This is a genomic window from Paraburkholderia sp. BGA-UO-ETr-F21 (assembly GCF_059567925.1).
Map to the genome: position 1 here is coordinate 91239 of NZ_JCAQOY010000017.1, position 25977 is coordinate 117215.

Consider the following 25977-nt stretch of genomic DNA (forward strand, 5'->3'; position numbering starts at 1 on the left):
GAAAAGGATACTGAACAGATGGCTTCTATCATCAAGAATCGCGCGATCGTCAACGATGACTGGACGGTCGTGCGCCCGGCGGAAGACGGCACGCTGCCCGCGGTGAACGAATTGCCCGCAGGCAAGGTGCTGGTGCCGCTCGCGTTGTGGCAGGCTGAGCGTGAAGCGCTGAGCGCTTCGCGCAGTGCCGCTGAAATCGGCGTGTGGCTCGCGCCGGACAGCGAGCCGGCGGATATCGTCGCCGACTTCGACAAGCTCGCGCTGATCGGCGTCGACTTCCCGGTGTTCCGCGACGGCCGCGGCTACAGCATTGGCCGCCTGCTGCGCGAGCGTTACGGCTACAAGGGCGAACTGCGCGCGATCGGCGACGTGCTGCGCGATCAGCTCGCGTTCATGTTCCGTTGCGGCTTCGACGCTTACGCGCTGCGCGCCGATAAAGACTTCGACGACGCGCTCAAGGCGTTCGACGAATTCAGCTTCAACTACCAGGGCGCGGTGAATTCGTCGCCGCTGTTCCGCCGCCGCGAAGCGGGCGAATTGGCGAAGGCGTCGGCATGAGCGAAGTCCAAGCCCTCACGCCGGAACTCGCCGCGAAGGTCGAGCGCCTCGATGCGCTGCTCGATTCGATCGCCGCGCGTCACGCGAACGTCAAGCTCGCCAGCAGCCTCGCAGCGGAAGACATGCTGCTCACGCACGCGATCCTGTCGCGTGGCGTGAAGATCGGCATCTTCTCGCTGAACACGGGCCGCTTGCATGCGGAAACGCTGGGCATGCTCGATCGTGTGAAAGAGCGCTACGGCTACGACATCGAACAGTTTCATCCGCAAGCCGCCGCGGTCGAGGAATACATCGGCTCGCACGGTCTGAACGCGTTTTATGAAAGCGTCGATCTGCGCAAGCGCTGCTGCGAAATCCGCAAGGTCGAGCCGTTGAACCGCGCGCTGTCGGATGTCAGCGCATGGGTTACCGGCCAGCGCCGCGAGCAGTCGGTGACGCGTGCAGAACTGCATGCGGAAGAGCACGACGCCGCACGCAATATCGCCAAGTTCAATCCGCTGACCGACTGGACCGAGGCCGAAGTGTGGGCCTACCTGAAAGCGTTCGATGTGCCGGTCAATCCGCTGCATGCGCGCGGCTACCCGAGCATCGGCTGCGAGCCGTGTACGCGCGCCGTGCGTCCCGGCGAAGATAGCCGGGCAGGGCGCTGGTGGTGGGAGTCCCGCGATACGAAGGAATGCGGACTGCACATCACGACGATTACGCCGATCGCGGTCGAGCGTGGCGCGGACGCCCAGGCCTGAAGTTTCAGCGAACGGGCCTTGGCTTTTGGCCCGCACGCCGCACATATCGATTTGAATACTTGCGCTTCGGCGAGCAACCGCTCGCCGGGCGAATCAACGAAGGACCCAAACATGAGCACCACGCTCGATTCCACTGTCAATGCACCGCTCGCCAACACGGCAGACCGGATGGATCACCTCGATTGGCTCGAAGCCGAGTCGATTCACATCCTGCGCGAACTGGTTGCCGAGTGCAGCAAGCCCGCGCTGCTGTTTTCGGGCGGCAAGGATTCGGTCGTGGTGCTGCACCTCGCGCTGAAGGCCTTCGGTATCGGCGCGAATCGCAAGACCGTGCTGCCGTTTCCGCTCGTGCATATCGACACCGGCCACAACTACGAGGAAGTGATCGACTTCCGCGATCGTCGTGCGAAAGAGATCGGCGCTGAACTCGTGGTGGGTCACGTCGAAGAGTCGATCAAGCGCGGCACGGTGCGTCTGCGCCGTGAAACGGATTCGCGCAACGCCGCGCAAGCCGTGACGCTGCTCGAAACCATCGAACAATATGGCTACACCGCGCTGATCGGCGGCGCGCGCCGCGACGAAGAAAAGGCCCGTGCGAAAGAACGGATCTTCTCGTTCCGCGACGAATTCGGCCAGTGGGATCCGAAGGCGCAGCGCCCGGAACTGTGGAGCCTGTACAACGCGCGTCTGCATAACGGCGAACACCTGCGCGTGTTCCCGATTTCGAACTGGACTGAACTCGACGTGTGGCAGTACATCGCTCGTGAAAAGCTCGAACTGCCGTCGATCTACTATGCGCATCAGCGCGAGATCGTGCGCCGCAATGGTCTGCTCGTGCCGGTCACCCCGCTTACGCCGATGCGTGAAGGCGAAGTCAGCGAATCGGCGCTGGTGCGTTTCCGTACCGTCGGCGATATCAGCTGCACGTGCCCGGTGGAAAGCGATGCGGATGATCTCGAGAAGATCATCGCCGAAACGGCCGTGACCGAAATCACGGAACGCGGTGCGACGCGGATGGACGATCAGGTCTCCGAGGCCGCGATGGAACAGCGTAAGAAGCAAGGTTATTTCTAAGCACACGACGAGGGTAAAGTAATCATGAGCGGTATTCACCAACCAGAAGACCTCGGCGTGCTGCGTTTCATTACCGCGGGCAGCGTCGACGATGGTAAGAGCACGTTGATCGGCCGCCTGCTGTACGACAGCAAGGCCGTATTGAGCGATCAACTCTCGGCACTGTCGCGCGCAAAGAATAAGCGCACCGTTGGCGACGAAATCGACCTGTCGCTGCTGACGGACGGCCTCGAAGCCGAACGCGAGCAGGGCATCACGATCGATGTCGCGTACCGTTACTTCGCGACGGCGAAGCGCAAGTTCATCATTGCCGACACGCCGGGTCACGAGCAGTACACGCGCAATATGGTGACGGGTGCATCGACCGCGCACGCGGCGATCATTCTGGTCGACGCAACGCGCGTGACGTTTGTGGACGGCGTCGCGCAACTGCTGCCGCAAACCAAGCGTCATAGCGCGATCGTCAAGCTGCTGGGTTTGCAGCACGCAATCGTCGCGATCAACAAGATGGACCTGGTCGATTACAGCGAGCAGCGCTTCAACGAGATTCGCGACGCGTATGTCGAACTCGCGCGTCAACTTGGCTTGAACGATGTGCGCTTCGTGCCGGTGTCGGCGCTCAAGGGCGACAACATCGTGACGGCGAGCGAAAGCATGCCGTGGTACGCGGGCGAACCGCTGCTCGACCTGCTCGAAGCGCTGCCGGTCGAAGTGCCGACGGGCCAGGCGCTGCGTTTCCCGGTGCAATGGGTGGCGCGCCAGGACGGCAGCCAGGCCGACGATTTCCGCGGCTACATGGGCCGTGTGGAAGCCGGCGAAGTGAAGCTCGGCGATACGATCGTCGTGTTGCCGGCTAATCGGGAAGCGACGGTGGCTGAAATCATCGCGCCGGTGCCGGGCGGCACGGCAGCGGTGGACCGCGCGTTTGCCGGTCAAACGGTGACGATTCGTCTGGCGGAAGACGTCGACGTGTCGCGCGGCGACACCTTCGTGCTGCGTGAAGCGGCACCGGAGCCGGCCAAGAAACTGGAAGCCGACCTCTGCTGGTTTGACGACACGCCGCTGTCGACGCAACGCAAGTATCTGTTGAAGCAGACCACCAACACGGTGTTCGCGCGGATCGGTGCGATCAAGGAAGTGCTCGACGTGCATACGCTGTCGCAGGCAACCGATCGCAAGGAACTGACGATGAACGATATCGGCCGCGTGGCGCTGACGTTGCAGAAGCCGCTGGTGTGCGATGTGTACGACTCGCATCAGGGCACGGGTGCGTTCGTGCTGATCGATGAGGCGACGCATCATACCGTTGCGGCTGGAATGATTCGGGCGTTTTCGGCTTAAGCGCTTGGCACGTCACTGCGTCGTGCTGGCGACCTAACGGACAGGTTTAGGCAAATGGGTAAGGTTTATCTGATCGGCGCAGGGCCGGGTGCTGCGGACCTGATTACGGTGCGTGGCGCGCGGCTGCTCGGGTTGGCCGATGTCGTGCTGCATGATGCGCTGGTCGAGCCGGCTATGTTGGACTATGCGCCTACGCATGCGCGGCGGATTGCTGTTGGGAAGCGTTGTGGGCAGTTGTCGACCGCGCAGCAGTTCATCAATAAGCAGATTGTGGATGCTGCGTTGGAGCATGACGTGGTCGTGCGCCTTAAAGGCGGCGATCCGATGTTGTTCGGCCGCGCTGATGAGGAAATGCGGGCGCTCGAGGCTGCGGGCATCGAGTATGAGGTTGTGCCTGGGATTACGGCGGCTCTCGCGAGCGCTGCCTCTTTGAAACGGTCGCTGACGTTGCGGGGGGTGTCGCGCAGCGTTGCGTTGGCTACTTTTAGTCGGGCGCCTGGGTCTGAGGAGATTCGCGAGCAGGTTAATGCGGATTCTCTGGTGTTTTATATGGGCCGGGATAGTGGGGTTGAGATTGCGCAGCAGTTGATTGAGGCTGGGCGGTCTGTTGCCACGCCTGTGGCTATTGTTGAGGCTTGTTCTACTGCTCATGAGCGGATGCTTTCGCTTACTCTTGAAGAGCTGGCCGCTGGCGATGCGCAGAAGTGGGTCGATGCTTCGCAGCCTAGTCTGCTGATGATTGGCGAGGCTTTTGCTGCGCGGCAAGGTGGGGTGGTTCGCTCCGCGGGTGGGTTGTTGGTCGCGGCTTGAGGTTTCTCTTTGCTGCTGTGCGCTTCGCTTGTTGGTGCTTTTGCGGCTTTGGCCTTTCCTTGATTTTTTAGTGGTTGATTAGCGTTGCCCCTGTGCGGGGCGGCACCTACTTTTCTTTGCCGGCCGCAAAGAAAAGTAGGCAAAAGAAAGCGGCTCACACCGCTAGCTCATAAGTGGGTCCCCCGCGCAGTCACGGTAGTGGTGCATCTGGAATCTGGGCTCTCGCACATTACGCTCTCGTGACACAGCAGTCATTCTTCCGGCGGCGCTGCGCGCGCCGTCGCGGTCGTTCGGCAAACCTTCGCTTCATCGCTCTCTGCCGTCGCTTCCGCGCTCCTCATCTTCGCTCTCCACATATCACTTCCGTAGTAGCACTGTTACTTTGTTGCAGCGGCTTCGCTGCATCACGGACGTTCCGATAAATGACTAGTCCCAATTTCGCTGACGTTTCCTCTGTGGTGTAGTTTTGCATTCGAGGAACGTTTGGGAAATTTCAGAATCGGTGATACCTCGCTCTTTTTAGCTCGCGCAGGTAATCACTCGCGAAACAATACGGCTTAAACTCAATTCACCGTCAAAACAACGATGGTCAGGCTTGGCAGCCTGCGCCCCACACGCGTACGCCCGCTCACGCGGGTAGTACGTTCGGTTCTGCGCGTCCTCCTACAATGGGCGGGCCGTGATAGGGAGATCTTCGGATCTGCTGGATTGCTGTGGGCCAGTCTGCCAACCGTGTCACTGTGCCCGCTCACCACCTTGCAAGCGCGTGTCGGGCGCTCCAGATAAGTTTCAGGGAGATCGCGCCATGAGTAAATCCGTCAAGCATTCACGCACCACGTCGCGCCCACCCGTTGATGCACTTCAATACGAAAAACTAGCCTTATCCGCATTCGGACTGGTGGAGCGGCAGCTAGGCCAACTGGACAAACTGGTCACGCTTGCGGCTTCAATAGTTAGGAGTCTGGCTATAACGCGAGAAGAAAGACACCGACAGCGGAGATTGCTGGAAGTGCTGGTCGACACAGGCGAGGACTACCAACGCGAAGTCGAGAATGATCGCGAGTTGTATCAGGTCATCGCGCTTGATGCGAAGGGCATTCCTCAAAGCCGCATTACCGCGCGCCACGCGACAGACCTTCTGGCTAAGGCTACGCGGACAGTGACTGGTAGCCGTGAACGTACGGGCGCAAAGAGGGTGATGACGAATGGGCAGATGCGATTCAAAACGGTCACGCGTCGTACTGCGACGGCACACTGACAGCGGCACACGGCACACGGCACACGGCACACGGCACACGGCACACGGCACACGGCACACGGCTCGAAACTCTGAACGAAGCGCGGGTCCCAAATGTGAGGTAAGGCGCAGCGTATGCGCCTGAGGTGTTCGAGGTACCTGCTCAACGGCGTCAGCGCTGGCAAGCGAACGTTAGCTGATTCTGCGTCAACGCTTTTCGCCGCGACCACGCTTAGTACCGGGGACAAATGGTGGCGCCCGGAGGTTTTCAACGGCAACTCGCCGAGGCGAAGCCGACGGCCCCCACCACGCCAAGAAAATCCAGCGGGTTTGAGCAAACCCTTCCGACGAGCGCGGAGCGCGAGGCGGGAAGAATGAGCGCCTTGTCACGAAAGTGGAGTGTGCGAGGGCGCAGATTCCAGATGCACCACTACCGCGACTGCGCGAGAGACCCACTTAAGAACTAGCGGTGTGAGCCGCTTTCTTTTGCCTACTTTTCTTTGCGGCCGGCAAAGAAAAGTAGGTGCCGCCCCGCACAGGGGCAACACTAATAGACCACTAACAAAGCAAGGAAAGGCCAACGCCCCAGGGACGGGCAAGAAGCCAAAAAACCCAATCAAACCTGCCGCAGACAATACTGAGCCACAGCATCCAAAACCGCCTCATCCTCCCCCACAGCAACAGCGCACTTAATCAGAACAGAAGGATGCAACGCCTGGCATTGCTCAATGACAAGAGGCAGATCCTTCCTGACATGCCCCCCTTGCCCAAAAAACACCGGCACAACGGTAACCACATCACAGCCTTGAGCGACAAGCTCACCCAAAGCCGTAGGCAAATCCGGCTCCATCAACTCCAGAAACGCCAACGCCACAGGCCGTGCGCCAGCAGAAGCCTCCCGCAACTTGACAGCCAACCGCTCAAACGGCTCCCGCCACCGCACATCCCTCGCGCCATGCCCAAACAGAACGATACCGTGCATAGCCATAGCAACCGCTCCTAATGCCGATCGACCCACTTCAACCCAACCAACCCAAGCACCAGATAAACCAACCCAGGCGTAGCCGCAGTCAAAGGCGCAGGCCAGGTATTCAGCGTGCCGATATGCGAGAACAAAGTATTGAACAACTGAAAACTCATCCCCAACATGATCCCGCCAAAAACCTTCATCCCAACAACCCCAGCCCGCGTATGCAAATACGCAAACGGCAGCGACAAAACCAGCATCACGAACACAGCGAACGGATACAACAGCTTGCGCCACAGCGCAATTTCATACCGCTGCGTATCCTGATGATTCTCGGTCAAATGCTGGATATACCGGAACAGATTGAACATCGACATCCGATCCGGCGACACCAGCAGCACCGAGAGAATCTGCGGCGTCAATTCCGAACGCAGCGAATACTCCGGCACCGCAACTTCCTTCGCACGATAAACCGGATTCAACGCGTCAGCGGGCGTGCCCGGAGGAGGGGGCACATCGATCAATTGCGTATCGGTCACGCCAGTCAACTGCCAATGCCCCGGCGGCTGATACTTGCCACTTTTCGCGGTCCGCACATTGGAGAGCCGGAATTTTGAATCGAATTCGTAGATGCGCACATTGCTGATCGTCGCATCCGGCTTCAATTCGCCGACGTTCACGAACCGCGTGACCTGCTCGCCATCCGCGCGCGCCGTCAGCGTATCTTTCACCCACACGCCCGACTCGAAATTACTCGATACCGAAGACCCCAACGCCTCGAGCCGCACACGCTCCGACAACTGATCCGTGTACGGACCAACCACTTCGCCGATCAGATAGGTCAGCAAAACCAGCGGAATGCCAATCTTCAGCAGCGAGCGCAGCGACTGATTCGTCGCAAGCCCGGACACACGAAAAATCGTGTATTCCGAATTCGCCGCCATCTGCGCAAACACATAGATCGCACTGATCAACGCGGCGACCGGAATGATTTCGTAGAAACGCGACGGCGTCTGCAACGCGACCCGCAACACGGCGTACTGAAACTTGTAGTTGCCGTGCCCGACCGAATTCAATTCGTTGATCAGGTCGAAGAAAAAGAACAGACCCGAAAACGCAAACAGAATAAAGATGAACGTGAGATAGATCTGACGCGCGAAGTACCTTTCATAGATGCGCATCGGTCAGGCTCCCTGCGAACGGCTGAACATTGCCCGCGTGAATAGCGGCCGGTTGCGCACGCGCAGCCAGAAAATGAACGCGACGATCGCCGCGACGATCACATGCAGGCCCACCAGCCCGACCGGGAACGACATCTTGCCCTGCTCGATCCACGACTGCACCACGTTCAGCAGATTCGAATACGTCAGATAGATGAGCACCGCCATCACCAGATTGATGGTGCGGCTGCGCCGCGGGTTCTGGTGCGCGAGCGGAATGGCGAGCAGCATCAGGTTGAGTGCAATCAGCGGCAGCCCCGCGCGCCACGCGAATTCGGCGAGATTGTCGTTGGTGGGATTACGCAGCAGCGTCAGCGTAGGCGTGCCGGTGGTGCTCGGCGTATTGACGACCGGTTGGCTCTGGATCTTCACGCCATAGCGCTCGAATTCCATGATGCGGAAATCGGGCTGCCCCGGTTGTCCGTCATAGCGGCGGCCGTTTTCCAGCACGACGAAGCGATCGCCGTTCTTACGCGTTTCCGTATGGCCGGTCTTCGACACGACCACGTTGACCTTGCCGTTCTCCGTGCTGGTCACGAACACGTTCTCGACGCGCGCCTGGTCGGGCGACATCTTCTCGATGAAGAACACGCGGTGGCTCGTGGCCGATTCGCGGAACTGACCCGGCGCGAGCAGTGAGACTTCGTCGCGTTGCTGGAAGCGCGCGCGGATCAGCTTGCTCTGCTGGTTCGACCACGGCCAGCCGACGAACACGAAGAACATGATGAGGATGATGATCGGCGTGGCAAAAATACCGATCGGCTTGATGAATTGCGTCAGACTGACACCCGACGAGAGCCACACGACCATCTCGGAGTCTTTGTACCAACGGGTCAGGACGAACAGGATCGACACGAACAGGGTCGCGACGAGCATGATCGCCAGGTAGCCGATCACGGTCAGACCGATCAGGACCAGCACGTCGCGCGGGTCGATCTCGCCTGAGGCCGCGAAGCCGACGATGCGGATCATCATCGTCGTCAGCACGAGCGTGAGGAGAACCATGAACACGGCACCAGCCGTATACGCGAGTTCGCGCTGGAGGGAGCGTTCGAAGATCATTATTGATGATGAGAGGGGGCGCTCTCAGTGGCGCACGGGTTGCTTCCCGTCACACCTCCGGTGCAGCCGCCGCGGGAAAAATAGCGGATAATTGCGGCTTTCATCCTAAGCCCAGATTTTATCCGAGGACAAGCGCGATGGACTTTAGCATAAAAGCCTGTGATTGGACCAAAGGCTCGTCAAACGGTTTCCTGACTGGAAAATCCGATTGCATCGTAATCGGTGTGTTCGAGTCGCAAACCCTCTCGGGCGCGGCTCTCGAGATCGACGCGGCCACCAAGGGCCTGTTGACCCGCATCATCAAGGCCGGCGACATGGACGGCAAGGCCGGCACCACGCTGTTCCTGCACGAAGTGTCGGGCATTGGCGCTTCCCGCGTGCTGCTGGTCGGCCTCGGCAAGCAGGACGCTTTCAATCAGAAAGCCTACGGTGACGCCGCACGGGCCGCCTGGCGCGCGCTCCTGTCCACCAAGATCGTCCAGGTCACCTTCACGCTGGCGCAACTGCCGATCCTCGAGCGTTCGGCAGATTGGGCGGTGCGCGCCGCGATCCTCGCGCTGCGCGAGCTGACCTACAAGTTCACGCAGATGAAGAGCAAGCCGGACACGTCGGCGCGTGCGCTGAAGCGCATCGTCTTCAGCGTCAACACCGGCGACGAGAAGGCCGCCAAGCTGGCCGCGAAGCAGGGCGCGGCGCTGGCCAACGGCATGGACTTGACGCGCGACCTCGGCAACCTGCCGAGCAACGTCTGCACGCCGACCTACCTCGCCAACACCGCGAAGAAGCTCGCCAAAGACTGGAAGCTGAAGGTCGAAGTGCTGGGCGAAAAGCAGTGTGAAGCGCTCAAGATGGGCTCGTTCCTGTCGGTCACGGCCGGCTCGGTGGAACCGGCGCAGTTCATCGTGCTGCAGTACCAGGGCGGCGCCGCGAAAGCCGCGCCGGTGGTGCTGGTGGGCAAGGGCGTGACGTTCGACACGGGCGGCATTTCGCTCAAGCCGGGCGAAGGCATGGACGAGATGAAGTACGACATGTGCGGCGCCGGTTCGGTGCTGGGCACGTTGCGCGCCGTCGCCGAAATGGGCCTGAAAATCAACGTGGTGGGCATCATTCCGGCGGTGGAGAACATGCCGTCCGCTACGGCCACCAAGCCGGGCGACATCGTCACCAGCATGAAGGGCCTGACGATCGAAGTGCTGAACACGGACGCCGAAGGCCGCCTGATCCTGTGTGACGCGCTCACCTATGCGGAGCGCTTCAAGCCGGCGGCGGTGATCGACATCGCCACGCTCACGGGCGCCTGCATCATCGCGTTGGGTCACCATAACAGCGGCCTGTTCTCGAAAGACGACGCGCTGGCGGGCGAGCTGCTCGACGCATCGCGTGAAGCGTTGGACCCGGCCTGGCGTATGCCCCTCGACGACGAGTATCAGGACCAGCTCAAGTCGAACTTCGCGGATCTGGCCAACATCGGCGGCCGTCCGGCGGGCAGCGTGACGGCGGCATGCTTCCTGTCGCGCTTCACCGAAGCCTATCCGTGGGCGCACCTGGACATCGCGGGTACGGCATGGAAGAGCGGTGCGGCGAAGGGCGCAACGGGCCGTCCGGTGCCGTTGCTGGCGCAGTTCTTGATCGATCGGGCCGCGGACGGTCGCGCCGCGCAATGACGCAATGCAGTAAAGATGCAGGCCCGGCTGCCCAGGCAGACGCCGGCCGGAGCCGCCGATGACGAGAATCGACTTTCACTCGAACGTCGGCGATTCGCTGCTGTATGCGTGCCGCCTGATCCGCAAAGCGTATCAGGCGGGCCAGCCGACCATCGTGCTGGCCGAGCCGGCGCGCCTGAAGGCCTTCGACGAACAGTTGTGGACCTTCTCGCCGCTCGACTTCGTGCCGCACTGCATGGCGGGCACGCCGCTCGCCGCGCAAACGCCGATCGTGCTGGCTTCCACCCTCGACGATGTGCCGCATCATCAGGTACTGCTCAATCTCGGCGCCACGGTGCCGGCGCAATTCGCGCGCTTCGAAAGATTGCTGGAAGTGGTCGGTAACGCACACGAGGAACTCGCTGCGGGCCGCGAGCGCTATCGCTTCTATCGCGATCGCGGCTATGCTTTGAACAACTACAAGCAAGGCAGCTAGGTCCCATTCGGTCCGTGTCGCGCGCGTGTCTGGTCTCAGGCATTCGGTGGGTGCGCGGCCTGCCTCGGCTTCGACTCAAACACGGAGAGCGCACGTGTCCGATCCCAACGACGATTCGATCCCGGTTCTGCACGAGATTCTCGTGCAGGGTCATCCTGCGCAGGCGCGCCAAGCGTCGAGCGGTGCCGACGAGTTCGGCGCGCCGCGTGAGCCCAGTTTCAAGGCGGAGCCGGTGTTGGCGCCGCAGCCGGTGCTGACGCCGGAGCAGATCAGGTCCGCCGAGCCTGTGCATGCGGCCGAGCCAGTGCATGCGCAAGAGCCAGCGTTGGCACCTCAGCCGGTGCATGCTCAAGAACCCGGGTTGGCACCTCAACCGCATGTGCCGGAAGACGTCGCGCACACGCCGCAGCCGGCGCATCCGGCCGACCATCACCCGAAGAAGCGCGCGCGGGCGCATCACCCCGCCCAATCTCGGCACGCGCATGACGATGGCTTCGTGCCGTCGGCGGGCGTGTTCGATCGGGCCGAGCCGGCCACGCCGCTGGAGGCAGGTTCGACGGTGCCGCCGGATATCGCCCGTGAAGGCGTCGGCGAGACGCCGCTGGAGCTGGACGCCGATGTCATCGCCGAACGTTTGCGCAGACGGGTCGCGGGTTTCCTGGCAGGCGACGGAAGAAGCATCATTGAGGATCGTTGCCGCGAGACCTTGCATGCGCACACAGGGTGGCTGATCGATCAGATCACGCGCGAAGTGGCCTTGACGCTGGAAGAGGAAATGACCAGCTGGGTGCGCGAAGCGGTGCTGGAAGAGATCGCGCGGCGCGCCTCGGCAAGGCCTGACGGTGCGGCGTGAAGCGCGGGCGCGCTCTGGGCGAAAGGGCTTGACGGTGTAAGCGAAGGGCGGGCACGCAGAGCGGCGCCTGCGTGTAGCGTTTGATGGTCGGGTCTGCTTATCGGGTCTGCCTGTTGCGTTTGCCTGTCACATCGCTCACGAGCGAGAGGCCCGTATCTGATCAGCGTACCCGAACAGTTTATTTGAGCGTCAACACCCAGCCAGCCAGCGTGGCCGCCTGATCGGGCGTGAGTTGGGTATTCGCGGGCATCGGCACCACACCCCACACGCCCGTGCTGCCGTCCAGAATCTTGTGCTTCAGATAAGTGGCGGCGTCTTCACGACTGGCATATTTCACGGCGACATCGTGCAACGCCGGTCCCATGAAGGAGCGCGTGACCGAGTGGCAACTCATGCAGTTCTGCTGCTGGGCCAGCGCGAGGCCCGCAGCCTCGGCATGCGCCGCCGGACTGCCGGCACTCAACGCAGCGCCCAGCACGACGGCGGCGGCAAGCGCTGTGTGCGACATTGATTTCATTCTGGTCTCCGTCGGTGCGGGTGCCCGACTCGTGGTGCCAGCATTATAAAAGGAAAGGGGCGCACGGTTTCCCGCGTGCCCCTTTCGCTTTTACGTAGCTTTGCGCTTGCTCAGCCCGTTATCGCGCCCTTGTTGGCGGGCTGCGCCAACGCGAAGTACTTCGCCAGCACGCCGCGCGTGTAACGCGGTTTCGGCTGCTGCCATGCGGCACGGCGTCGCTCCAGTTCGGCGTCGTCGATATTCAGTTGCAGCAGCAGCTTGTGCGCGTCGATGGTGATCGAGTCGCCTTCCTGCACGAACGCGATCGTGCCGCCCACAAAGGCTTCCGGCGCAACGTGACCGACCACCATGCCCCACGTGCCTCCGGAGAAGCGCCCGTCGGTGATCAGGCCCACGCTCTCGCCGAGCCCCTTGCCGATGATCGCCGAAGTCGGCGCGAGCATCTCCGGCATGCCGGGGCCGCCCTTCGGGCCGAGGTAGCGCAGCACCACCACGTCGCCCGCGACAATCTTGTCGGCCAGAATCGCTTCCAGCGCGCTTTGCTCGTCGTCGAATACGCGCGCCGGGCCGGTGATCACGGGGTTCTTCAGGCCGGTGATCTTGGCGACCGCGCCGTCCACGGCCAGGTTGCCCTTCAGGATCGCGAGATGGCCTTCCTTGTACAGCGCCTTCTCGATCGGGAAAATCACCTGCTGATCGGCGCGCGGCCTGGCCGGCACGTCCTTCAACTCTTCCGCGATGGTTCTGCCGGTGATCGTGATGCAATCGCCGTGCAGCATGCCTGCGTCGAGCAGAATCTTCATGACTTGCGGAATGCCGCCGGCCTTGTGCAGATCGGTCGCCACGAACTGGCCCGACGGCTTCAGGTTGCAGATCACCGGCACCTTCTTGCGCATGCGCTCGAAGTCCTCGATGCTCCATTCCACTTCCGCCGCATGCGCGATGGCGAGAAAGTGCAGCACGGCATTGGTCGAGCCGCCGGTGGCCATAATCACGGCCACGGCGTTTTCGATCGACTTGCGGGTGACGATGTCGCGCGGCTTCAGATCCTGCTTGACCGCTTCGACCAGCACACGTGCCGATTCGGCGGCCGAGTCGACTTTTTCCTGATCCGGATTGGCCATCGTCGACGAATACAGCAGCGACATGCCGAGCGCTTCGAACGACGAGCTCATCGTGTTGGCGGTGTACATGCCGCCGCACGACCCGGTGGAGGGGCACGCGTTCTGTTCGACACCTTCGAAATCTTCCTGCGACATCCGGCCGGCGGTGAATTCGCCCACAGCTTCGAACGACGACACGATGGTCAGGTCGGTGCCCTTCCAGTTGCCCGGACGAATGGTGCCGCCATACACGTAGATGCTCGGCACGTTGGTGCGCAACATGCCGATCATGCCGCCCGGCATGTTCTTGTCGCAGCCGCCGATCACGACCACGCCGTCCATCCACTGGCCTTGCACGCAGGTCTCGATGCAGTCGGAGATGACTTCGCGCGACACCAGCGAGTACTTCATGCCTTCGGTGCCCATCGACATGCCGTCCGAGATCGTCGGCGTGCCGAAGATCTGCGGATTCGCGTCGGCGCCTTTGATCGCGGCGACCGCGGCATCGGCGAGACGCTGCAGGCCGGCGTTGCACGGCGTGATGGTCGAATGGCCGTTGGCGATGCCGATCATCGGCTTGTCGAAGTCGGCCTTCTCGTAGCCGAGCGCGTAGTACATCGAGCGATTCGGCGAACGCGCCACGCCTTGCGTGATGTTCTTCGAACGACGGTTGTATGCCATGGGAGCTCCAGTCTGTTTTGTTTTGATCCGCGCTGCGGGTTCTGCCTTGCCGGCGTGGGTGGCCGGCCGCATCCGTCCAGTGTAGTTCGCACGCGTCGTGCAAGGACGCAGTTTTGCAAAGTGCGTGTCTAATATATTATTCATGCTTCATTAGGTCGCAAAACGTATTACCCATGTTGCCAGCCATCCCCGACCTGCGCCAGTTGCGCTATTTCGTCACCGTCGCCGAAGAAAAGCACTTCGGCCGCGCGGCCGTGCGTCTTTCGATGACGCAACCGCCGCTCTCGCAAGCCATTCGGGCGCTGGAGGAGACGCTCGGCGTCGCGCTGTTCGCGCGCACCAAGCGCTCGGTCGAACTGACGCCGGTGGGTGCCGATCTGTTGCCCGAGGTGCAGCGCCTGCTGGCGGGCGCCGAGGGGCTGCGGCCGCTCGCGCAAAGCCTCGCTCGCGGCGAGGCGGGCGTGCTGTCGCTGGCTTTTGTTTCGACGGCGGACTATGGCCTGCTGCCGCTGTTGCTGCGCGATTTCGGCGTGCGCCATCCGCGCGTGCGGCTGGAGCTGACCGAAGCCACCAGCGACGTGCAGGTGGACGAACTGGTGGCCGGGCGCATCGACGCGGGCCTCGTGATCGCGCCGCTGCCGTCGCGCCATGCTGCGCAGTTGTCGTGGCTGCCGATCGCGCGCGAACCGCTGGTGATCGCCATGTCCACGGAAATGGCGGCGCGCGTGGCGAGCGTTAGCGGCAGCCGTGACGACCCGAGCGCGGAATGGCTCGACACCCCGATCAGCCTGCGCGATGTGGCCGACGCACCGCTCGTGATCTTCCCAAGACGTCTGGCGCCAGGCTTTTATGACATCATTATGGATTGCTACGGCGTGGCGGGCCTCGCGCCGCGGATCGGCCAGGAAGCGATCCAGATGCAGACGATCGTGAGCCTCGTGTCGGCCGGCATGGGTGTCGCACTGGTGCCGCAATCGTTGCGTAATCTGCGCCGCACCGGCGTCGTGTACCGGCCGCTGTCCGAGTCGGTGCCCGCCATCGAGACGGGGCTGGTCTGGCGCACGGCGGAGGTGAGCCCGGTGCTGGCGGGCTTCATCGAGATCGTGCGCTCGCATGCCGCGACCGTCGAGGCGCCGCTATCCGCCGCGCCGCGCGTTTAGACGCGTTTTCGCGAACGCATCGGCGCCTGGAGCGTCCAACGCATGCACCGCAAGGTGCGGGCAGCGCCGCCCACTATTACAAACCCAGAAAACCCGCTTCTGAACCTGAACTGCCCATAACAACACGATGCTCATTCACCCGAATTTCGACCCCATTGCCATTCATCTGGGGCCGCTCGCCGTGCGCTGGTATGGACTGATGTACCTCGTCGCGTTTGTCGCGGCGATCGTCGTCGGCCGGCTGCGGCTGCGTTTGCCGTATGTCGCCGCGCAAGGCTGGACCGCCAAAGATATCGACGACATGCTGTTTTACGGCGTGCTCGGCACGATCTTGGGCGGCCGGCTCGGCTATGTGCTGTTCTACAAGGCGAGCTTTTATTTCGCGCATCCGCTCGACATCTTCAAGGTGTGGGAAGGGGGCATGTCGTTTCACGGCGGCTTTCTCGGCGTGACGCTCGCCATGGTGCTGTTCGCGTATCAACGCAAGCGCTCGTGGCTGCAGGTCACCGACTTCGTCGCGCCGATGGTGCCCACGGGCCTCGCCGCGGGGCGTCTGGGCAACTTCATCAACGGCGAGTTGTGGGGCCGCGTGACCGATCCGAGCGCGCCGTGGGCCATGCTGTTTCCGGGCGCAGCGCCTGACGACGCCGCGTGGCTCACCGCGCATCCGCAACTGGCCGCGCAATGGCATCTGAACGAAGTGTTCGCGCAATATCACATGCTGCCGCGCCATCCGTCGGAGCTGTATGAGATCGCGCTGGAAGGCGTTGCGCTGTTCTTCGTGCTGTTCTTCTTCTCCCGCAAACCGAAGCCGATGGGCGCGATTTCCGCCGTGTTTCTGATCGGCTACGGCCTCGCGCGCTTCACGGTCGAATTCGCGCGTGAGCCGGACGACTTCCTCGGTCTGCTGGCCATGGGGCTTTCCATGGGCCAATGGTTGTCGCTGCCGATGATCCTCGTCGGTATCGGCGTGCTGGTGTGGTCTTATCGACGCGCGCGCCGTGAACCGGCGCAAGCGGTCAGCGCGAGCTGATCTGGTTGGCTACGGTTTATCGTAGCGAGCGACTAAATGAAAAAAGCCACGGCGTGCCGTGGCTTTTTCTTTGGCTGTCGCGAAGCAGCCCTTCTAGCATGAGTGAACGGCGTTACTTCATCTGCACCGAACCCGACACGTTCACCGTCACGGTCGACGTGCCGCCTTCAATCGGCACCGGTGCCGAAGCCTTTGCGTCGGCGCCCATGGCGCGCGCGCTCATCATCATCACGGGACGCGGCATCACGCCGTTGTGGCCGACGTTGACTTCGCGAATCGAATAGCCGCTATAGCCGAACGCCTGCGCGGACGATGCGGCCTGCTCGCGGAACGACTTGATCGCTTCGCCAGTGAGCTTCTGCTCGGCCGCGCGTTGTGCTTCAGGCGAGAGCGAGAATTGCACGTTGCCGACCTGCATGATCGACGCCATTTGACCCGCGAGCTTCGACGCCGCGGCGAAGTCGTGCGATTCGAGCACGATCTCCGTGCGGCCGCGCCACGCGGAAATGCGCCCGTCACGATCCGTTGTCGGATAGATCGAGAACGAGCCCGTGCGGGCGGTCACGCCGCTCACACCCTTGGCCTTTTGCAGCGCCGAATCGGCGCGCTGATTCAGCGTTGACGTGAGCGCCGACGGATCGCTCGCTTCCTGCTCGTAGAACAGCGTGATATCGACAACGTCTTGCGGTACTTCCGCGCTAGCCTGCGCGTTCAGCGACAGCACACCTGCCGGCTGATACTGCATCATGCCTTGCGCGCGGGCCATGGCCGGCGTCAGGGCGAGCGCGGCAGGCGCGGCGCATACGAGAGCGAAAGCGAGTGCACGTGCGGTGTTTTTCGTCATTATTGGACTCCTTGCTTGAACAGGGGTTGTGCACGATCGGAGCAAGCGCCGCGCAGTGGCACGGCGTTTGCGAGTCCGTTAGGCGGTTGTAACCTGAGCTTGGTTCCCCGGTTTGACGTTGCTTTAACGTTTGCGCCTGCGTGAATACGTGGCGCGCATCAACTATCACGCGAGTTGTCACGCAACCTCAGGCGAGCCGCCTGGTGATGAAGCGCCATTCGGCTTCGGTCACCGGCGTGATCGACAGGCGGTTGCCTTTGGCGAGCACGCGCATGTCCTTGAGTTCGTCATGCTCGCGCAGCGTGGCTAGCGGAATCAGCGGGATCTTCTTCTTGAACACCACGTCGACGAGCACCCAGCGCGGCGTTTCCTGCGAAGACTTCGCGTCGTAGTACGGACTCTTCTTGTCGAACTGCGTGGGGTCCGGATACGCGGTGGACGATACCTCCGCAATGCCCGCAATGCCGGGCTCGGGACAACTCGAGTGATAGAACAGTACGCCGTCGCCGACCTGCATCTGGTCGCGCATGAAATTGCGCGCCTGATAGTTGCGCACGCCGGTCCACGGCAACGTGCGATGCGGTGCGTTGGCGAGATGATCGATGCTTGCTTCGTCCGGTTCGGACTTCATTAGCCAGTAGCGCATGAATCGAATTGAACGTAGTTGAACGTTAAGGGTTTGAAGATGCGGAAGAAATCGGCGTACAAGAAGCAGCGCGCAAAAACAGCGCGCAAAACTAGCACCCAAAGAAAAACGGCACCGAACCGAAGTCCGATGCCGTTCTAAATAAGGTCCCCGCCTTAGCCGCTAGGCCGGCATCCTGAACCGGGGGTTCAGAATTGGTCGCAGTTAGCAACACTTCGGGTACATCAGACAGAGTGACGCGCACACCCGTGCTACAAATTTCCGCAACCGTGCACATGGCATTGGTTCAAGGAATATATGACCTTGGCGAACCAGGCAGGGAAGCTAAACCGATAAAGCTAAATCACGAAAACGACCGATTGAACTCAAACGTTTGCAGAATCTTGGACGCCTTGTCCTCACACACTCCGTTTGAATCCGCCGCCGATCTCAGGACCGGCCGCACGATAACACACGTTACTTACTGCATGCTGTACTGCTGAATCACAGTACCTAGTTGTTCGTTCATTTGATGCATTGTACGCCGGATTTCCTCAGCGGGAAATGCTTCTCCGTGTCTCACGCTCGATTGCAGCCGAAGCAGTTCCGATGCCAGCGACAGCGCAGCCATGACAGCAATGCGATCCGTGCCGCGCACGTTGCTGTTGTTACGGATCTTCGACATTTCGGCGTCGACGCGTGCGACCGCTTCAAGCAGCGCGCCTTCCGTTTCCGGCGAGCAGGCGAGGCGATAGGGCACGCCGAGAATCGATACTTCGATCTGCTTGGTGGTCATGCATTTTCTCCGTGGCGGGTCTCGTCGCTCTGCGCTTCGACTTCGTGCGGGGCGGGCTCGAGCAGATCGAGCTGGCTGTCGGGCTCGCTGTTTGCGCGGGCACGCGGCAGCTTTTCGAGGATCGCATTCAGGCGCACCTGGGCGTCGTCGATCTTTGCCGACAGCGCGTCGCGTTCCGCCTGCAGCGCATTGCGTTCCTCGCGCAGCATTGCAAGTTCCGTGCGCGTGGCTTCGACGTCGGCGCGCGATTGGGCGAGCTGCTCTTCGAGCGCGAGTCGCGCTTCATTGTGGCGTTGGCTGATCGCGATCAGCTTGCCGATATTCTGTGAAAGTGTTTCGAGTTCGGTGAGCATGTGCTGCGTCCTCTAAAGACATCGCATTTTAGCGCGGAATGTCGCAGGTTCCGACAATTGTCTCGTTTCGAGACGTAACAACATTGCTTTGTGCAGGCTTTTATCGACCATATGATGAAAAAGTACTCGTGCGTCGGACAATAGCCTGCACTTAACAGAACGGTAGTCTGCGGTCCCACTCATTCTTGACGGACCCCGAGGCCGCTCCTAAACTGGCCGCACTCTGGTGCCCGCGTGCGCTTTTCAACGGCGCGCGCAGTTAAACGGGAAGCAGGGGGCGCGGTTCGCCAGAACGCGCCAACCTGCGCTGCCCCCGCAACGGTAAGCGACCGCATTCGTCATGCAAGTCGATCCTGATCGCGTGTTGGAAGTTCAACTCGCGAGTGTGCCACTGCGCGTCACGCGTGGGAAGGCGGGATCGATATGTCGTCAGCCCGGATACCGGCCAGAGGGAGAGGCACGTCACGCGCGAAAATGTTAAATACGCGGGCGCCTCGTTACGCATCGGCCTGCGGGGAAGCAGGCCGCGCACGCTACCCACAGGACTTTCACCCCATGCTGTCCCCCATCGCTCGTGCGGCGCTGCTTGCCTTCGCGGGCCTGCCGATCGTTGCGCACGCGCAAGCTGCCCCTTCATCTTCTGCGTCGGCGGTGGATGCGTCGCCTGCAGTGTTGTCGCCCATCGTGGTGACCGCCGAGCGCGGGCCGCAGGCACTCGCCGATGCGATCCCGCAGACCGCGCTGTTCGACCAGCAGGATCTCGCCGACACCACCGCGACCGATTTGCCTGGCCTGCTGCAACTCGCGCCAGGCGCGCAAATCTCGCGTACAGGTGGCCCCGGTTCGACGACGAGCCTCTTCCTGCGCGGAGCCTCGTCGACGCAATCGCTGCTGCTGATCGACGGCGTGCGCGTCGATTCGGTGAGCCTGGGTTCCGCGCAACTCGCGCAGATTCCGCTCGACCAGGTCGATCACGTCGAGGTGGTGAACGGCAACGTGTCGGCGTTGTACGGTTCCGGCGCGATCGGCGGCGTGGTGCAGGTGTTCACGAAAGATGGCGGCGACCATCCGCCGCGTTTCAATTTTTCGCTCGGCTACGGCAGCTATCACACGCAGACGCAGCAGGCGGGCGTGAACGGCGCATTGGATAAAGACGGCAAGACGACCTTCAGCATTTCGCTCGCGCGCTCGAAGGACGACGGCTTTTCATCGCTCAATCCGCGTGAGGCGCCCGGCGCCAATCCGAATGCGAACGGCTATCTGAACGAGAGCATCTCGGCCTCGTTGCGCCACAAGTTCAACGACAAATGGGATGCCGGCGCGAGCTACTTCCAGTCGAACGGCAACAACAGCTACGACAACGCGTACGGACTGCCGACCGATCTGAACAACCTGTATAGCAAAGTGCGCCAGGTCTCGGTGTTCGCGAACGGCAAGCTGACCGACTGGTGGACGACTCACTTCATCGTCTCCGAAGGCGACGACCGCAGCGTGTCGAACACCAACGGCGTCTATAACGGCCGCTTCGATACCGACAATCGCCAGTACACGTGGCAGAACGATTTCGCGCTGGCCGCGCAGCAGAAGCTGCAGGTCGGCTACGAGCATCTCGACCAGAGCCTCGACTCGGATACGTTTGCGGCGCCCGACCGGCATGTGGATTCGGGTTTTGTCGGCTATACGGGGCGCTTTGGGCGCAACCAGATTCAGGCCAACGTGCGGCGCGACCAGTATTCCGATTTCGGCGGAGCGAACAGTTACTATCTTGGCTACGGCTTCGACATCACCAGCCATTGGAAGGTGAGTGCAAGCTACTCGGATTCGTTTCGCGCGCCGAGTTTCGACGATCTGTACTATCCGCTCAGCGGCAATCCGTCGATTCAGCCGGAGCGCAGTCATTCGATCGAAGCCGCGCTGCAGTACGCATCGAATGCGCTCGGTGTGATGCGCCTCACCGCATTCCAGACGCGCTATTCGAATCTGATTGACTACGAGCAGGTAACGCCCGGCATCTATCTGGCCGAGAACGTCGGCCATGCGAAAGTGCAGGGACTCGAAGGATCGTGGAGCGGGCATGTCGGCAAGACGGACGTGCGCGCCTCGGTAACACTGCAAAACCCGGTCGACCTCGACAACGACGTCGACCTCGTGCGGCGCGCGCGGCGCTTCGGCTCGCTGACGGTGAACCGGAGTATCGCCGGGTGGCGCGTCGGCGGCGAATGGATCGTGAGCGGTCCGCGTGACGACAGCAGCGGCAAGCTGGGCGGCTATGGCGTGGTGAATCTGTCGGCGCGCTACAACATCACGAAAGCATGGTACGTGGCCGCGCAAATCCAGAATCTGTTCAACAAGGACTATGAAACGGCCTACTCGTATAACTCGCCGCGGCGCGGTGCGTATCTCACGGTTGGTTGGCAGCAGCAGTAGTGGGCACGCCTTGTTGAGACTGCGCGGATGAGCCGCTATATGAGCCGATCCACTAGCCGCCACTTGGGTTCGATGCCCGCAACGCTGCGCGTGATGAGCGCGAAGCGCGCGGCCGCGATCTGGCTCGCGCTTGCCGTGATCGCGCTGGCGGTGCTGATGGCGTCGCTCGCGTTGGGGAGCGTCTCGCTCGCGCCGATGCGCGTGCTGGCGGCGCTGATGCCCTCGCATGCGCCGTCTGGCGGCGCCTCCGATCTGACTGCGGAGATCGTCCGCACGCTGCGCTTGCCGCGCGCGGTGGCCGGCTTTGCCTGCGGCGCGTTGCTCGCATTGGCCGGCGCGCTGCTGCAGGTGCTGTTGCGCAATCCGCTCGCCGAGCCGTACGTGTTGGGTGTGTCGGGCGGCGCCGCGACTTTCGCGCTCGTCGCGATGATCGCCGGCTGCGCATGGTGGATCGTCGATGCGAGCGCCTTCGCCGGCGCCTTCGTGTCGATCCTGCTGGTGCTCGGCCTCGCGCGCCGCGAGTTGTGGCGCGGCGAGCCGCAGGACACATCGCCGCGTTTGCTGCTGACCGGCGCGGTGATCGCCGCGGGTTGGGGGGCGCTCATCACCTTGCTGCTCAATCTCGCGCCCGACAACCGCTTGCGCGGCATGCTGTTCTGGCTCACGGGCGACCTCAACGGCGGCACGATGCCGTGGACGGCGCTCGCCGCGCTCGTCATCGTGCTGGTTGCGATCGTGCCCGCCGCGCCGCGTCTGAACGTGCTGCTGCGTGGCGATGCCGCCGCGCAGGCGTTAGGTGTCGCGGTCATGCCGTTGCGTTTGCGCGTATATCTGGTGGCGTCGCTGGCGGCAGCCGCGGCGGTGACGACGGCGGGCACCATCGGCTTTGTCGGACTGGTCGTGCCGCACATGCTGCGGCTCGCGTTCGGCAACGATCAGCGCATGCTGCTGCCGGCTGCGGCGCTCGGCGGCGGTGTCGCGGTGATGGGCGCGGACCTGATCGCGCGCACGGTGATTGCGCCGGCGCAATTGCCGGTTGGCGTGATCACCTCGATCATCGGCGTGCCGGTGTTTCTGTGGATGCTGTTGCACAGGCGCCGATAATGCAAACCTTCAACGCATCTCAAGCCACACTCAGCGCGCAACATCTGACCTTGCGTGCCGGCACGCGCACTTTGCTCGACGCTTTCACGCACACGTTCTACGAAGGCGAGATCTGGTGCGTGGCCGGCCCGAACGGAGCAGGCAAGACGACGTTGCTCTCCACGCTGGCAGGTCTGTTGCAACCGTCGGCGGGCCATGTCGAACTCGACGGCTTGCGCGTGGCCGACTGGCCGCCGCTCGCGCTCGCGCAGCGCCGCGCGCTAATGCCGCAAAGCGCACCGGACGCATTCAGCGCGAGCGTGTTCGATATCGTGATGCTGAACCGCTTTCCGCATCTCAGCGGCTGGGGCTGGGAGCGCGAGGCCGATCGCACAGCGGCGCATGCGGCGCTGGACCTGCTGGGCCTTGCCGCCTTTGCCATGCGTGATGTGCTCTCGCTCTCCGGCGGAGAGCGTCAACGCGTGGCGCTCGCGGCGGTGCTGTGCCAGGACGCGCCGTTGCTGCTGCTCGACGAACCGTTGTCGCATCTCGATCTGCATCATCAGATCGACTGCCTCGAGGCGCTCGCCGCGTGGACGCGAGAGCCTCGGCGTACCGTGATGTTTTCCTGCCACGACCTGAACCTCGCGCGCCGCTTCGCAACGCATGCGCTGCTGCTCGACGGCGCCGGCGGCGTTTATGCCGGACCGGTCCGCGACGTATTGACGCCCACGCTCGCAAGCCGGGCGTTCGGTTACCCGTTGATCCTGATTCGCGACGGCGAACACGAGGCGCTGATTCCTGCGCCGCGCGCCCGTCACGAATCGTCTGCCGGTCATGACACGGCCGCAGGCTGATTGCTTCATCCCAACATACTCTTTGCAGACACGCTTATGACTTCATCGCCACGCTTGCCCGGACTGCCCGAAGTCGAACCGCTCGATCAAACGCTGCGCGCCGAGCTGCAGCGCATCATCGATACCAAGACCAAGCCGCCCGGCAGTCTCGGCCGGCTCGAAACGCTCGCGCGTCAGATGGGCCTGATTCAGCGCACCACGCATCCCACCGTGACGCGCCCGGCGATGATCGTTTTCGCCGGCGACCACGGCGTGGCCGACGAGGGCGTGAGCCCGTATCCGCAAGCGGTGACCGCGCAAATGGTCGCCAACTTCCTCGCGGGCGGCGCGGCGATCAATGCATTGAGCCGCGTATCGGGCATCGAGCTCGAAGTGGTCAATGCGGGCATCGCGACGCCGCTGCCGTTGGTGGAGGGACTCGTCGACATTCCGATTGCGGCGGGCACGCGCAACTTCGCGCGTGAACGGGCCATGACCCGCGACCAGGCACTCGCCGCCATGCAAGCGGGCGCGGCGCGCGTGCGGCATCACGCGGCGCTCGGCACCAATGTGATCGGCTTTGGCGAGATGGGCATTGCGAATACGTCGGCGGCTGCGTGTCTGATGAGCCGCTTGTGCGGCGTGCCGATCGACGAATGCGTCGGCCGTGGAACGGGTCTCGACAACGCGGGGCTCGCGAGGAAGCGCAACGTGCTGGCCTCGGCGCTTGCGTATCACCCGATGTCCAGCGATCCGCTCGACGTGCTCGCCACCTTCGGCGGCTTCGAGATCGCGATGATGGCGGGCGCCTATCTCGCGGCGGCCGAGGCACGCATGACAATTCTCGTCGACGGCTTCATCGCGGGCTCGGCCTTGCTGATCGCCGACGCACTCACGCCGAGCGTGCGCGAGTACTGCGTGTTCGCGCATGCGTCGAACGAAGCGGGGCATCGTCGCATGCTCGATCATTTCGGCGCGCTGCCGTTGCTCTCGCTCGATATGCGGCTCGGTGAAGGCACCGGTGCGGCGCTCGCGGTGCCGCTGCTGCGCGCGGCAGTGGCGTTCGTCAACGAGATGGCGAGCTTCGAATCGGCCGGCGTCGCGAATCGCGATGCGTGATCGTTCGGATAGACACGCTCGCGCGGCACGGTCATGAACCCGCTCACGGAACTGCGCTATTTCTTTACGGCGCTCGGCTATTTCACGCGCGTGCCCGTGCCGCGCTGGGTCGGCTATGAACCGCATTATCTGAATGCGGCGGCGCGTTATTTTCCGCTCGTCGGCGTATTGATCGGCGGATTGAGCGCGCTGGTCTATCTCGCCGCGCTGCACGTATTGCCGGCTGGCGTGGCGGTGCTGCTCTCGATGGCCGCGTCGCTCATCGTGACCGGCGCGTTCCATGAGGACGGTCTCGCGGATTGTGTCGATGCGTTCGGTGGCGCCTATACGCGCGAAGATGCATTGCGAATCATGCATGATTCGCGCATCGGTGCTTTCGGCGCCATTGCGCTCGTGATTGCGCTCGCATTGAAGTGGCAAACGCTCGCCGCCATGCCGCCGATGCGTGCCGCAAGTCTGATGATTGCCGGGCATGCGGCGAGCCGAACGTGTGCGATCAGCTATCTGGCCACGCTCGACTACGTGCGAGCCGAAGGCAAAGCCAAACCGGTGGCGCAACGCCTGAACGGCGGTGCGTTGGTGAGCGCCGCGATGTTCGGCTTGCCGTGGCTGCTGTGGCCGAACGGACTCGCTGCGCCGGACTGGCGCTTCGCGGGCTCGGCGCTGGTGGTTCTGGTCGTACTTCGCGTGGCAATGGGCCGTTATTTCGTCAGACGCATCGGCGGTTATACCGGCGACTGCCTCGGTTTCGCGCAGCAAATTTTTGAGTTGAGCATTTATCTGGTGGGGCTGATATGGATATCGTCCTGATTCGTCATCCCGCGGTCGCGCTCGATGCGGGCGTGTGTTACGGCCACAGCGACGTGGCGCTCGCCGAAGCTGCCGAGGTGTCGTCGACAGCGCTCGCCTTGAAGCTCGCCACTTTGCAGGTGCCCGCGCCACGCGTGCTGTTGTCGAGTCCTTTGAAGCGCTGCTCGGCGCTGGCTGCCGAGATGGCGAACGACTTCGGCTGTGTGATCAGTCACGACGATCGTCTGATGGAAATGAACTTCGGCGATTGGGAGGCGCAACGCTGGGACGCCATCGATCGCGAGCTACTCGACGACTGGGCGGCCAACTTCGAACATGCGCGTGCGCACGGCGGCGAGAGCGTGGCGCAGTTCGTCGCGCGGGTGCGGGCATGGCTCGACGCCTTTGCGCTCACGCGCGAGTTGTCGCCCGCCTATGTGGTTACGCACGCGGGCGTGATGCGGGCCATCGCGTCGATCGTGCTGGACGTGCCGCTGGAGCGCTGTCTGCGATGGTCGCTCGATATGAGCGGCATTGTCTGGTTGCGCAGAAACGATGAAACGCAGCACTGGTCGCTGGTGCGGTGGAATGCGTAAGTCGTGCAGGG

General features: G+C 62.5%; 26 protein-coding genes, 1 other RNA gene and 1 riboswitch. Of the genes, 17 read left to right on the forward strand and 10 right to left on the reverse strand.

The window, feature by feature from the left end; all coding sequences use genetic code 11:
* Positions 1 to 18: 18 nt before the first annotated feature.
* The 6 genes from AC57B1_RS12845 (at position 19) to AC57B1_RS12870 (ending at position 5784) form a co-directional block, all read left to right on the forward strand.
* A complete protein-coding gene (locus tag AC57B1_RS12845; RefSeq protein WP_408344751.1) occupies positions 19 to 558 on the forward strand; it encodes a DUF934 domain-containing protein in 540 nt (179 codons plus the stop codon).
* The gene (locus AC57B1_RS12850; RefSeq protein WP_165184922.1) at positions 555 to 1301 is read left to right on the forward strand and encodes a phosphoadenylyl-sulfate reductase; all 747 of its coding nucleotides are present in this window, start codon (positions 555 to 557) and stop codon (positions 1299 to 1301) included. Before AC57B1_RS12845 ends, AC57B1_RS12850 begins: the two co-directional genes overlap by 4 nt.
* 111 nt (positions 1302 to 1412) lie before the next feature.
* Positions 1413 to 2375, forward strand: a complete 963-nt coding sequence (gene cysD, locus AC57B1_RS12855) for a sulfate adenylyltransferase subunit CysD (protein WP_408187630.1) — start codon at positions 1413 to 1415, stop codon at positions 2373 to 2375.
* A gap of 24 nt (positions 2376 to 2399) precedes the next feature.
* Entirely contained in the window at positions 2400 to 3716 is a 1317-nt protein-coding gene (locus AC57B1_RS12860) for a sulfate adenylyltransferase subunit 1 (RefSeq protein ID WP_011487103.1), read from the forward strand.
* A gap of 54 nt (positions 3717 to 3770) precedes the next feature.
* Entirely contained in the window at positions 3771 to 4526 is a 756-nt protein-coding gene (gene cobA / locus AC57B1_RS12865) for a uroporphyrinogen-III C-methyltransferase (protein ID WP_496417674.1), read from the forward strand.
* An 805-nt stretch (positions 4527 to 5331) separates the two neighbouring features.
* Complete coding sequence (locus tag AC57B1_RS12870) at positions 5332 to 5784, forward strand: hypothetical protein (RefSeq protein WP_496417675.1); 453 nt, start codon at positions 5332 to 5334, stop codon at positions 5782 to 5784.
* 595 nt (positions 5785 to 6379) lie between these two features.
* Here AC57B1_RS12870 and AC57B1_RS12875 read toward each other — a convergent pair.
* From AC57B1_RS12875 to lptF, 3 genes are read right to left on the reverse strand one after another with little or no spacing between them, the layout of a single operon-like run.
* A complete protein-coding gene (locus AC57B1_RS12875; RefSeq protein WP_011487121.1) occupies positions 6380 to 6751 on the reverse strand; it encodes a sirohydrochlorin chelatase in 372 nt (123 codons plus the stop codon).
* Positions 6752 to 6762: 11 nt separating this feature from the next.
* Positions 6763 to 7911 (reverse strand): LPS export ABC transporter permease LptG, encoded by a 1149-nt coding sequence (gene lptG, locus AC57B1_RS12880; RefSeq protein ID WP_011487122.1) that lies wholly within the window; start codon positions 7909 to 7911, stop codon positions 6763 to 6765.
* Between the two features lie 3 nt (positions 7912 to 7914).
* Positions 7915 to 9012 (reverse strand): LPS export ABC transporter permease LptF, encoded by a 1098-nt coding sequence (gene lptF, locus AC57B1_RS12885; RefSeq protein ID WP_408344766.1) that lies wholly within the window; start codon positions 9010 to 9012, stop codon positions 7915 to 7917.
* A 137-nt stretch (positions 9013 to 9149) separates the two neighbouring features.
* Here lptF and AC57B1_RS12890 point away from each other — a divergent pair, with 137 nt between their 5' ends.
* The 3 genes from AC57B1_RS12890 (at position 9150) to AC57B1_RS12900 (ending at position 12004) form a co-directional block, all read left to right on the forward strand.
* Positions 9150 to 10676, forward strand: coding sequence for a leucyl aminopeptidase (locus AC57B1_RS12890; RefSeq protein ID WP_091796451.1), 1527 nt, complete (start codon positions 9150 to 9152; stop codon positions 10674 to 10676).
* Positions 10677 to 10734: 58 nt separating this feature from the next.
* The gene (locus tag AC57B1_RS12895; RefSeq protein ID WP_091796450.1) at positions 10735 to 11151 is read left to right on the forward strand and encodes a DNA polymerase III subunit chi; all 417 of its coding nucleotides are present in this window, start codon (positions 10735 to 10737) and stop codon (positions 11149 to 11151) included.
* A 94-nt stretch (positions 11152 to 11245) separates the two neighbouring features.
* Entirely contained in the window at positions 11246 to 12004 is a 759-nt protein-coding gene (locus AC57B1_RS12900) for a DUF2486 family protein (protein ID WP_496417676.1), read from the forward strand.
* Positions 12005 to 12182: 178 nt separating this feature from the next.
* On the opposite strand, the gene AC57B1_RS12905 is transcribed toward AC57B1_RS12900, so the two are convergent.
* Together AC57B1_RS12905 and ilvD are read right to left on the reverse strand one after the other, a co-directional pair.
* A complete protein-coding gene (locus AC57B1_RS12905) occupies positions 12183 to 12521 on the reverse strand; it encodes a c-type cytochrome (protein ID WP_091796448.1) in 339 nt (112 codons plus the stop codon).
* Positions 12522 to 12631: 110 nt separating this feature from the next.
* The gene (gene ilvD, locus AC57B1_RS12910; RefSeq protein WP_496417677.1) at positions 12632 to 14305 is read right to left on the reverse strand and encodes a dihydroxy-acid dehydratase; all 1674 of its coding nucleotides are present in this window, start codon (positions 14303 to 14305) and stop codon (positions 12632 to 12634) included.
* Between the two features lie 173 nt (positions 14306 to 14478).
* Here ilvD and AC57B1_RS12915 point away from each other — a divergent pair, with 173 nt between their 5' ends.
* Together AC57B1_RS12915 and lgt are read left to right on the forward strand one after the other, a co-directional pair.
* Entirely contained in the window at positions 14479 to 15465 is a 987-nt protein-coding gene (locus tag AC57B1_RS12915) for a LysR family transcriptional regulator (RefSeq protein ID WP_408344772.1), read from the forward strand.
* 127 nt (positions 15466 to 15592) lie between these two features.
* Entirely contained in the window at positions 15593 to 16498 is a 906-nt protein-coding gene (gene lgt / locus AC57B1_RS12920) for a prolipoprotein diacylglyceryl transferase (RefSeq protein WP_408344775.1), read from the forward strand.
* Positions 16499 to 16610: 112 nt separating this feature from the next.
* On the opposite strand, the gene AC57B1_RS12925 is transcribed toward lgt, so the two are convergent.
* The 5 genes from AC57B1_RS12925 to AC57B1_RS12945 form a co-directional block, all read right to left on the reverse strand.
* A complete protein-coding gene (locus tag AC57B1_RS12925; RefSeq protein WP_408344778.1) occupies positions 16611 to 17342 on the reverse strand; it encodes an SIMPL domain-containing protein in 732 nt (243 codons plus the stop codon).
* Positions 17343 to 17529: 187 nt separating this feature from the next.
* Complete coding sequence (locus AC57B1_RS12930) at positions 17530 to 17988, reverse strand: EVE domain-containing protein (protein WP_408299254.1); 459 nt, start codon at positions 17986 to 17988, stop codon at positions 17530 to 17532.
* A 143-nt stretch (positions 17989 to 18131) separates the two neighbouring features.
* A non-coding RNA gene (gene ssrS, locus AC57B1_RS12935) (6S RNA) lies at positions 18132 to 18313 on the reverse strand.
* 135 nt (positions 18314 to 18448) lie between these two features.
* The gene (locus tag AC57B1_RS12940; protein WP_091796442.1) at positions 18449 to 18763 is read right to left on the reverse strand and encodes a cell division protein ZapA; all 315 of its coding nucleotides are present in this window, start codon (positions 18761 to 18763) and stop codon (positions 18449 to 18451) included.
* A complete protein-coding gene (locus AC57B1_RS12945) occupies positions 18760 to 19116 on the reverse strand; it encodes an ATPase (protein WP_091796441.1) in 357 nt (118 codons plus the stop codon). Before AC57B1_RS12945 ends, AC57B1_RS12940 begins: the two co-directional genes overlap by 4 nt.
* 207 nt (positions 19117 to 19323) lie before the next feature.
* Positions 19324 to 19580, forward strand: a riboswitch (cobalamin riboswitch).
* 91 nt (positions 19581 to 19671) lie between these two features.
* Here AC57B1_RS12945 and AC57B1_RS12950 point away from each other — a divergent pair.
* From AC57B1_RS12950 to cobC, 6 genes are read left to right on the forward strand one after another with little or no spacing between them, the layout of a single operon-like run.
* Positions 19672 to 21543, forward strand: a complete 1872-nt coding sequence (locus AC57B1_RS12950) for a TonB-dependent receptor domain-containing protein (RefSeq protein WP_408344781.1) — start codon at positions 19672 to 19674, stop codon at positions 21541 to 21543.
* Between the two features lie 39 nt (positions 21544 to 21582).
* Entirely contained in the window at positions 21583 to 22647 is a 1065-nt protein-coding gene (locus AC57B1_RS12955) for a FecCD family ABC transporter permease (RefSeq protein ID WP_408344784.1), read from the forward strand.
* Entirely contained in the window at positions 22647 to 23483 is an 837-nt protein-coding gene (locus tag AC57B1_RS12960) for an ABC transporter ATP-binding protein (RefSeq protein WP_496417678.1), read from the forward strand. The genes AC57B1_RS12955 and AC57B1_RS12960 overlap by 1 nt, the downstream gene beginning before the upstream one ends.
* Positions 23484 to 23519: 36 nt before the next feature.
* Positions 23520 to 24581 carry a nicotinate-nucleotide--dimethylbenzimidazole phosphoribosyltransferase gene (gene cobT / locus AC57B1_RS12965; RefSeq protein ID WP_496417679.1) on the forward strand — a complete coding sequence of 354 codons (1062 nt, stop codon included), beginning with the start codon at positions 23520 to 23522 and terminating at the stop codon, positions 24579 to 24581.
* 33 nt (positions 24582 to 24614) lie between these two features.
* Positions 24615 to 25391, forward strand: coding sequence for an adenosylcobinamide-GDP ribazoletransferase (locus tag AC57B1_RS12970; RefSeq protein ID WP_408186376.1), 777 nt, complete (start codon positions 24615 to 24617; stop codon positions 25389 to 25391).
* Positions 25376 to 25966, forward strand: coding sequence for an alpha-ribazole phosphatase (gene cobC, locus AC57B1_RS12975; protein ID WP_408186375.1), 591 nt, complete (start codon positions 25376 to 25378; stop codon positions 25964 to 25966). Before AC57B1_RS12970 ends, cobC begins: the two co-directional genes overlap by 16 nt.
* Positions 25967 to 25977: the final 11 nt, after the last annotated feature.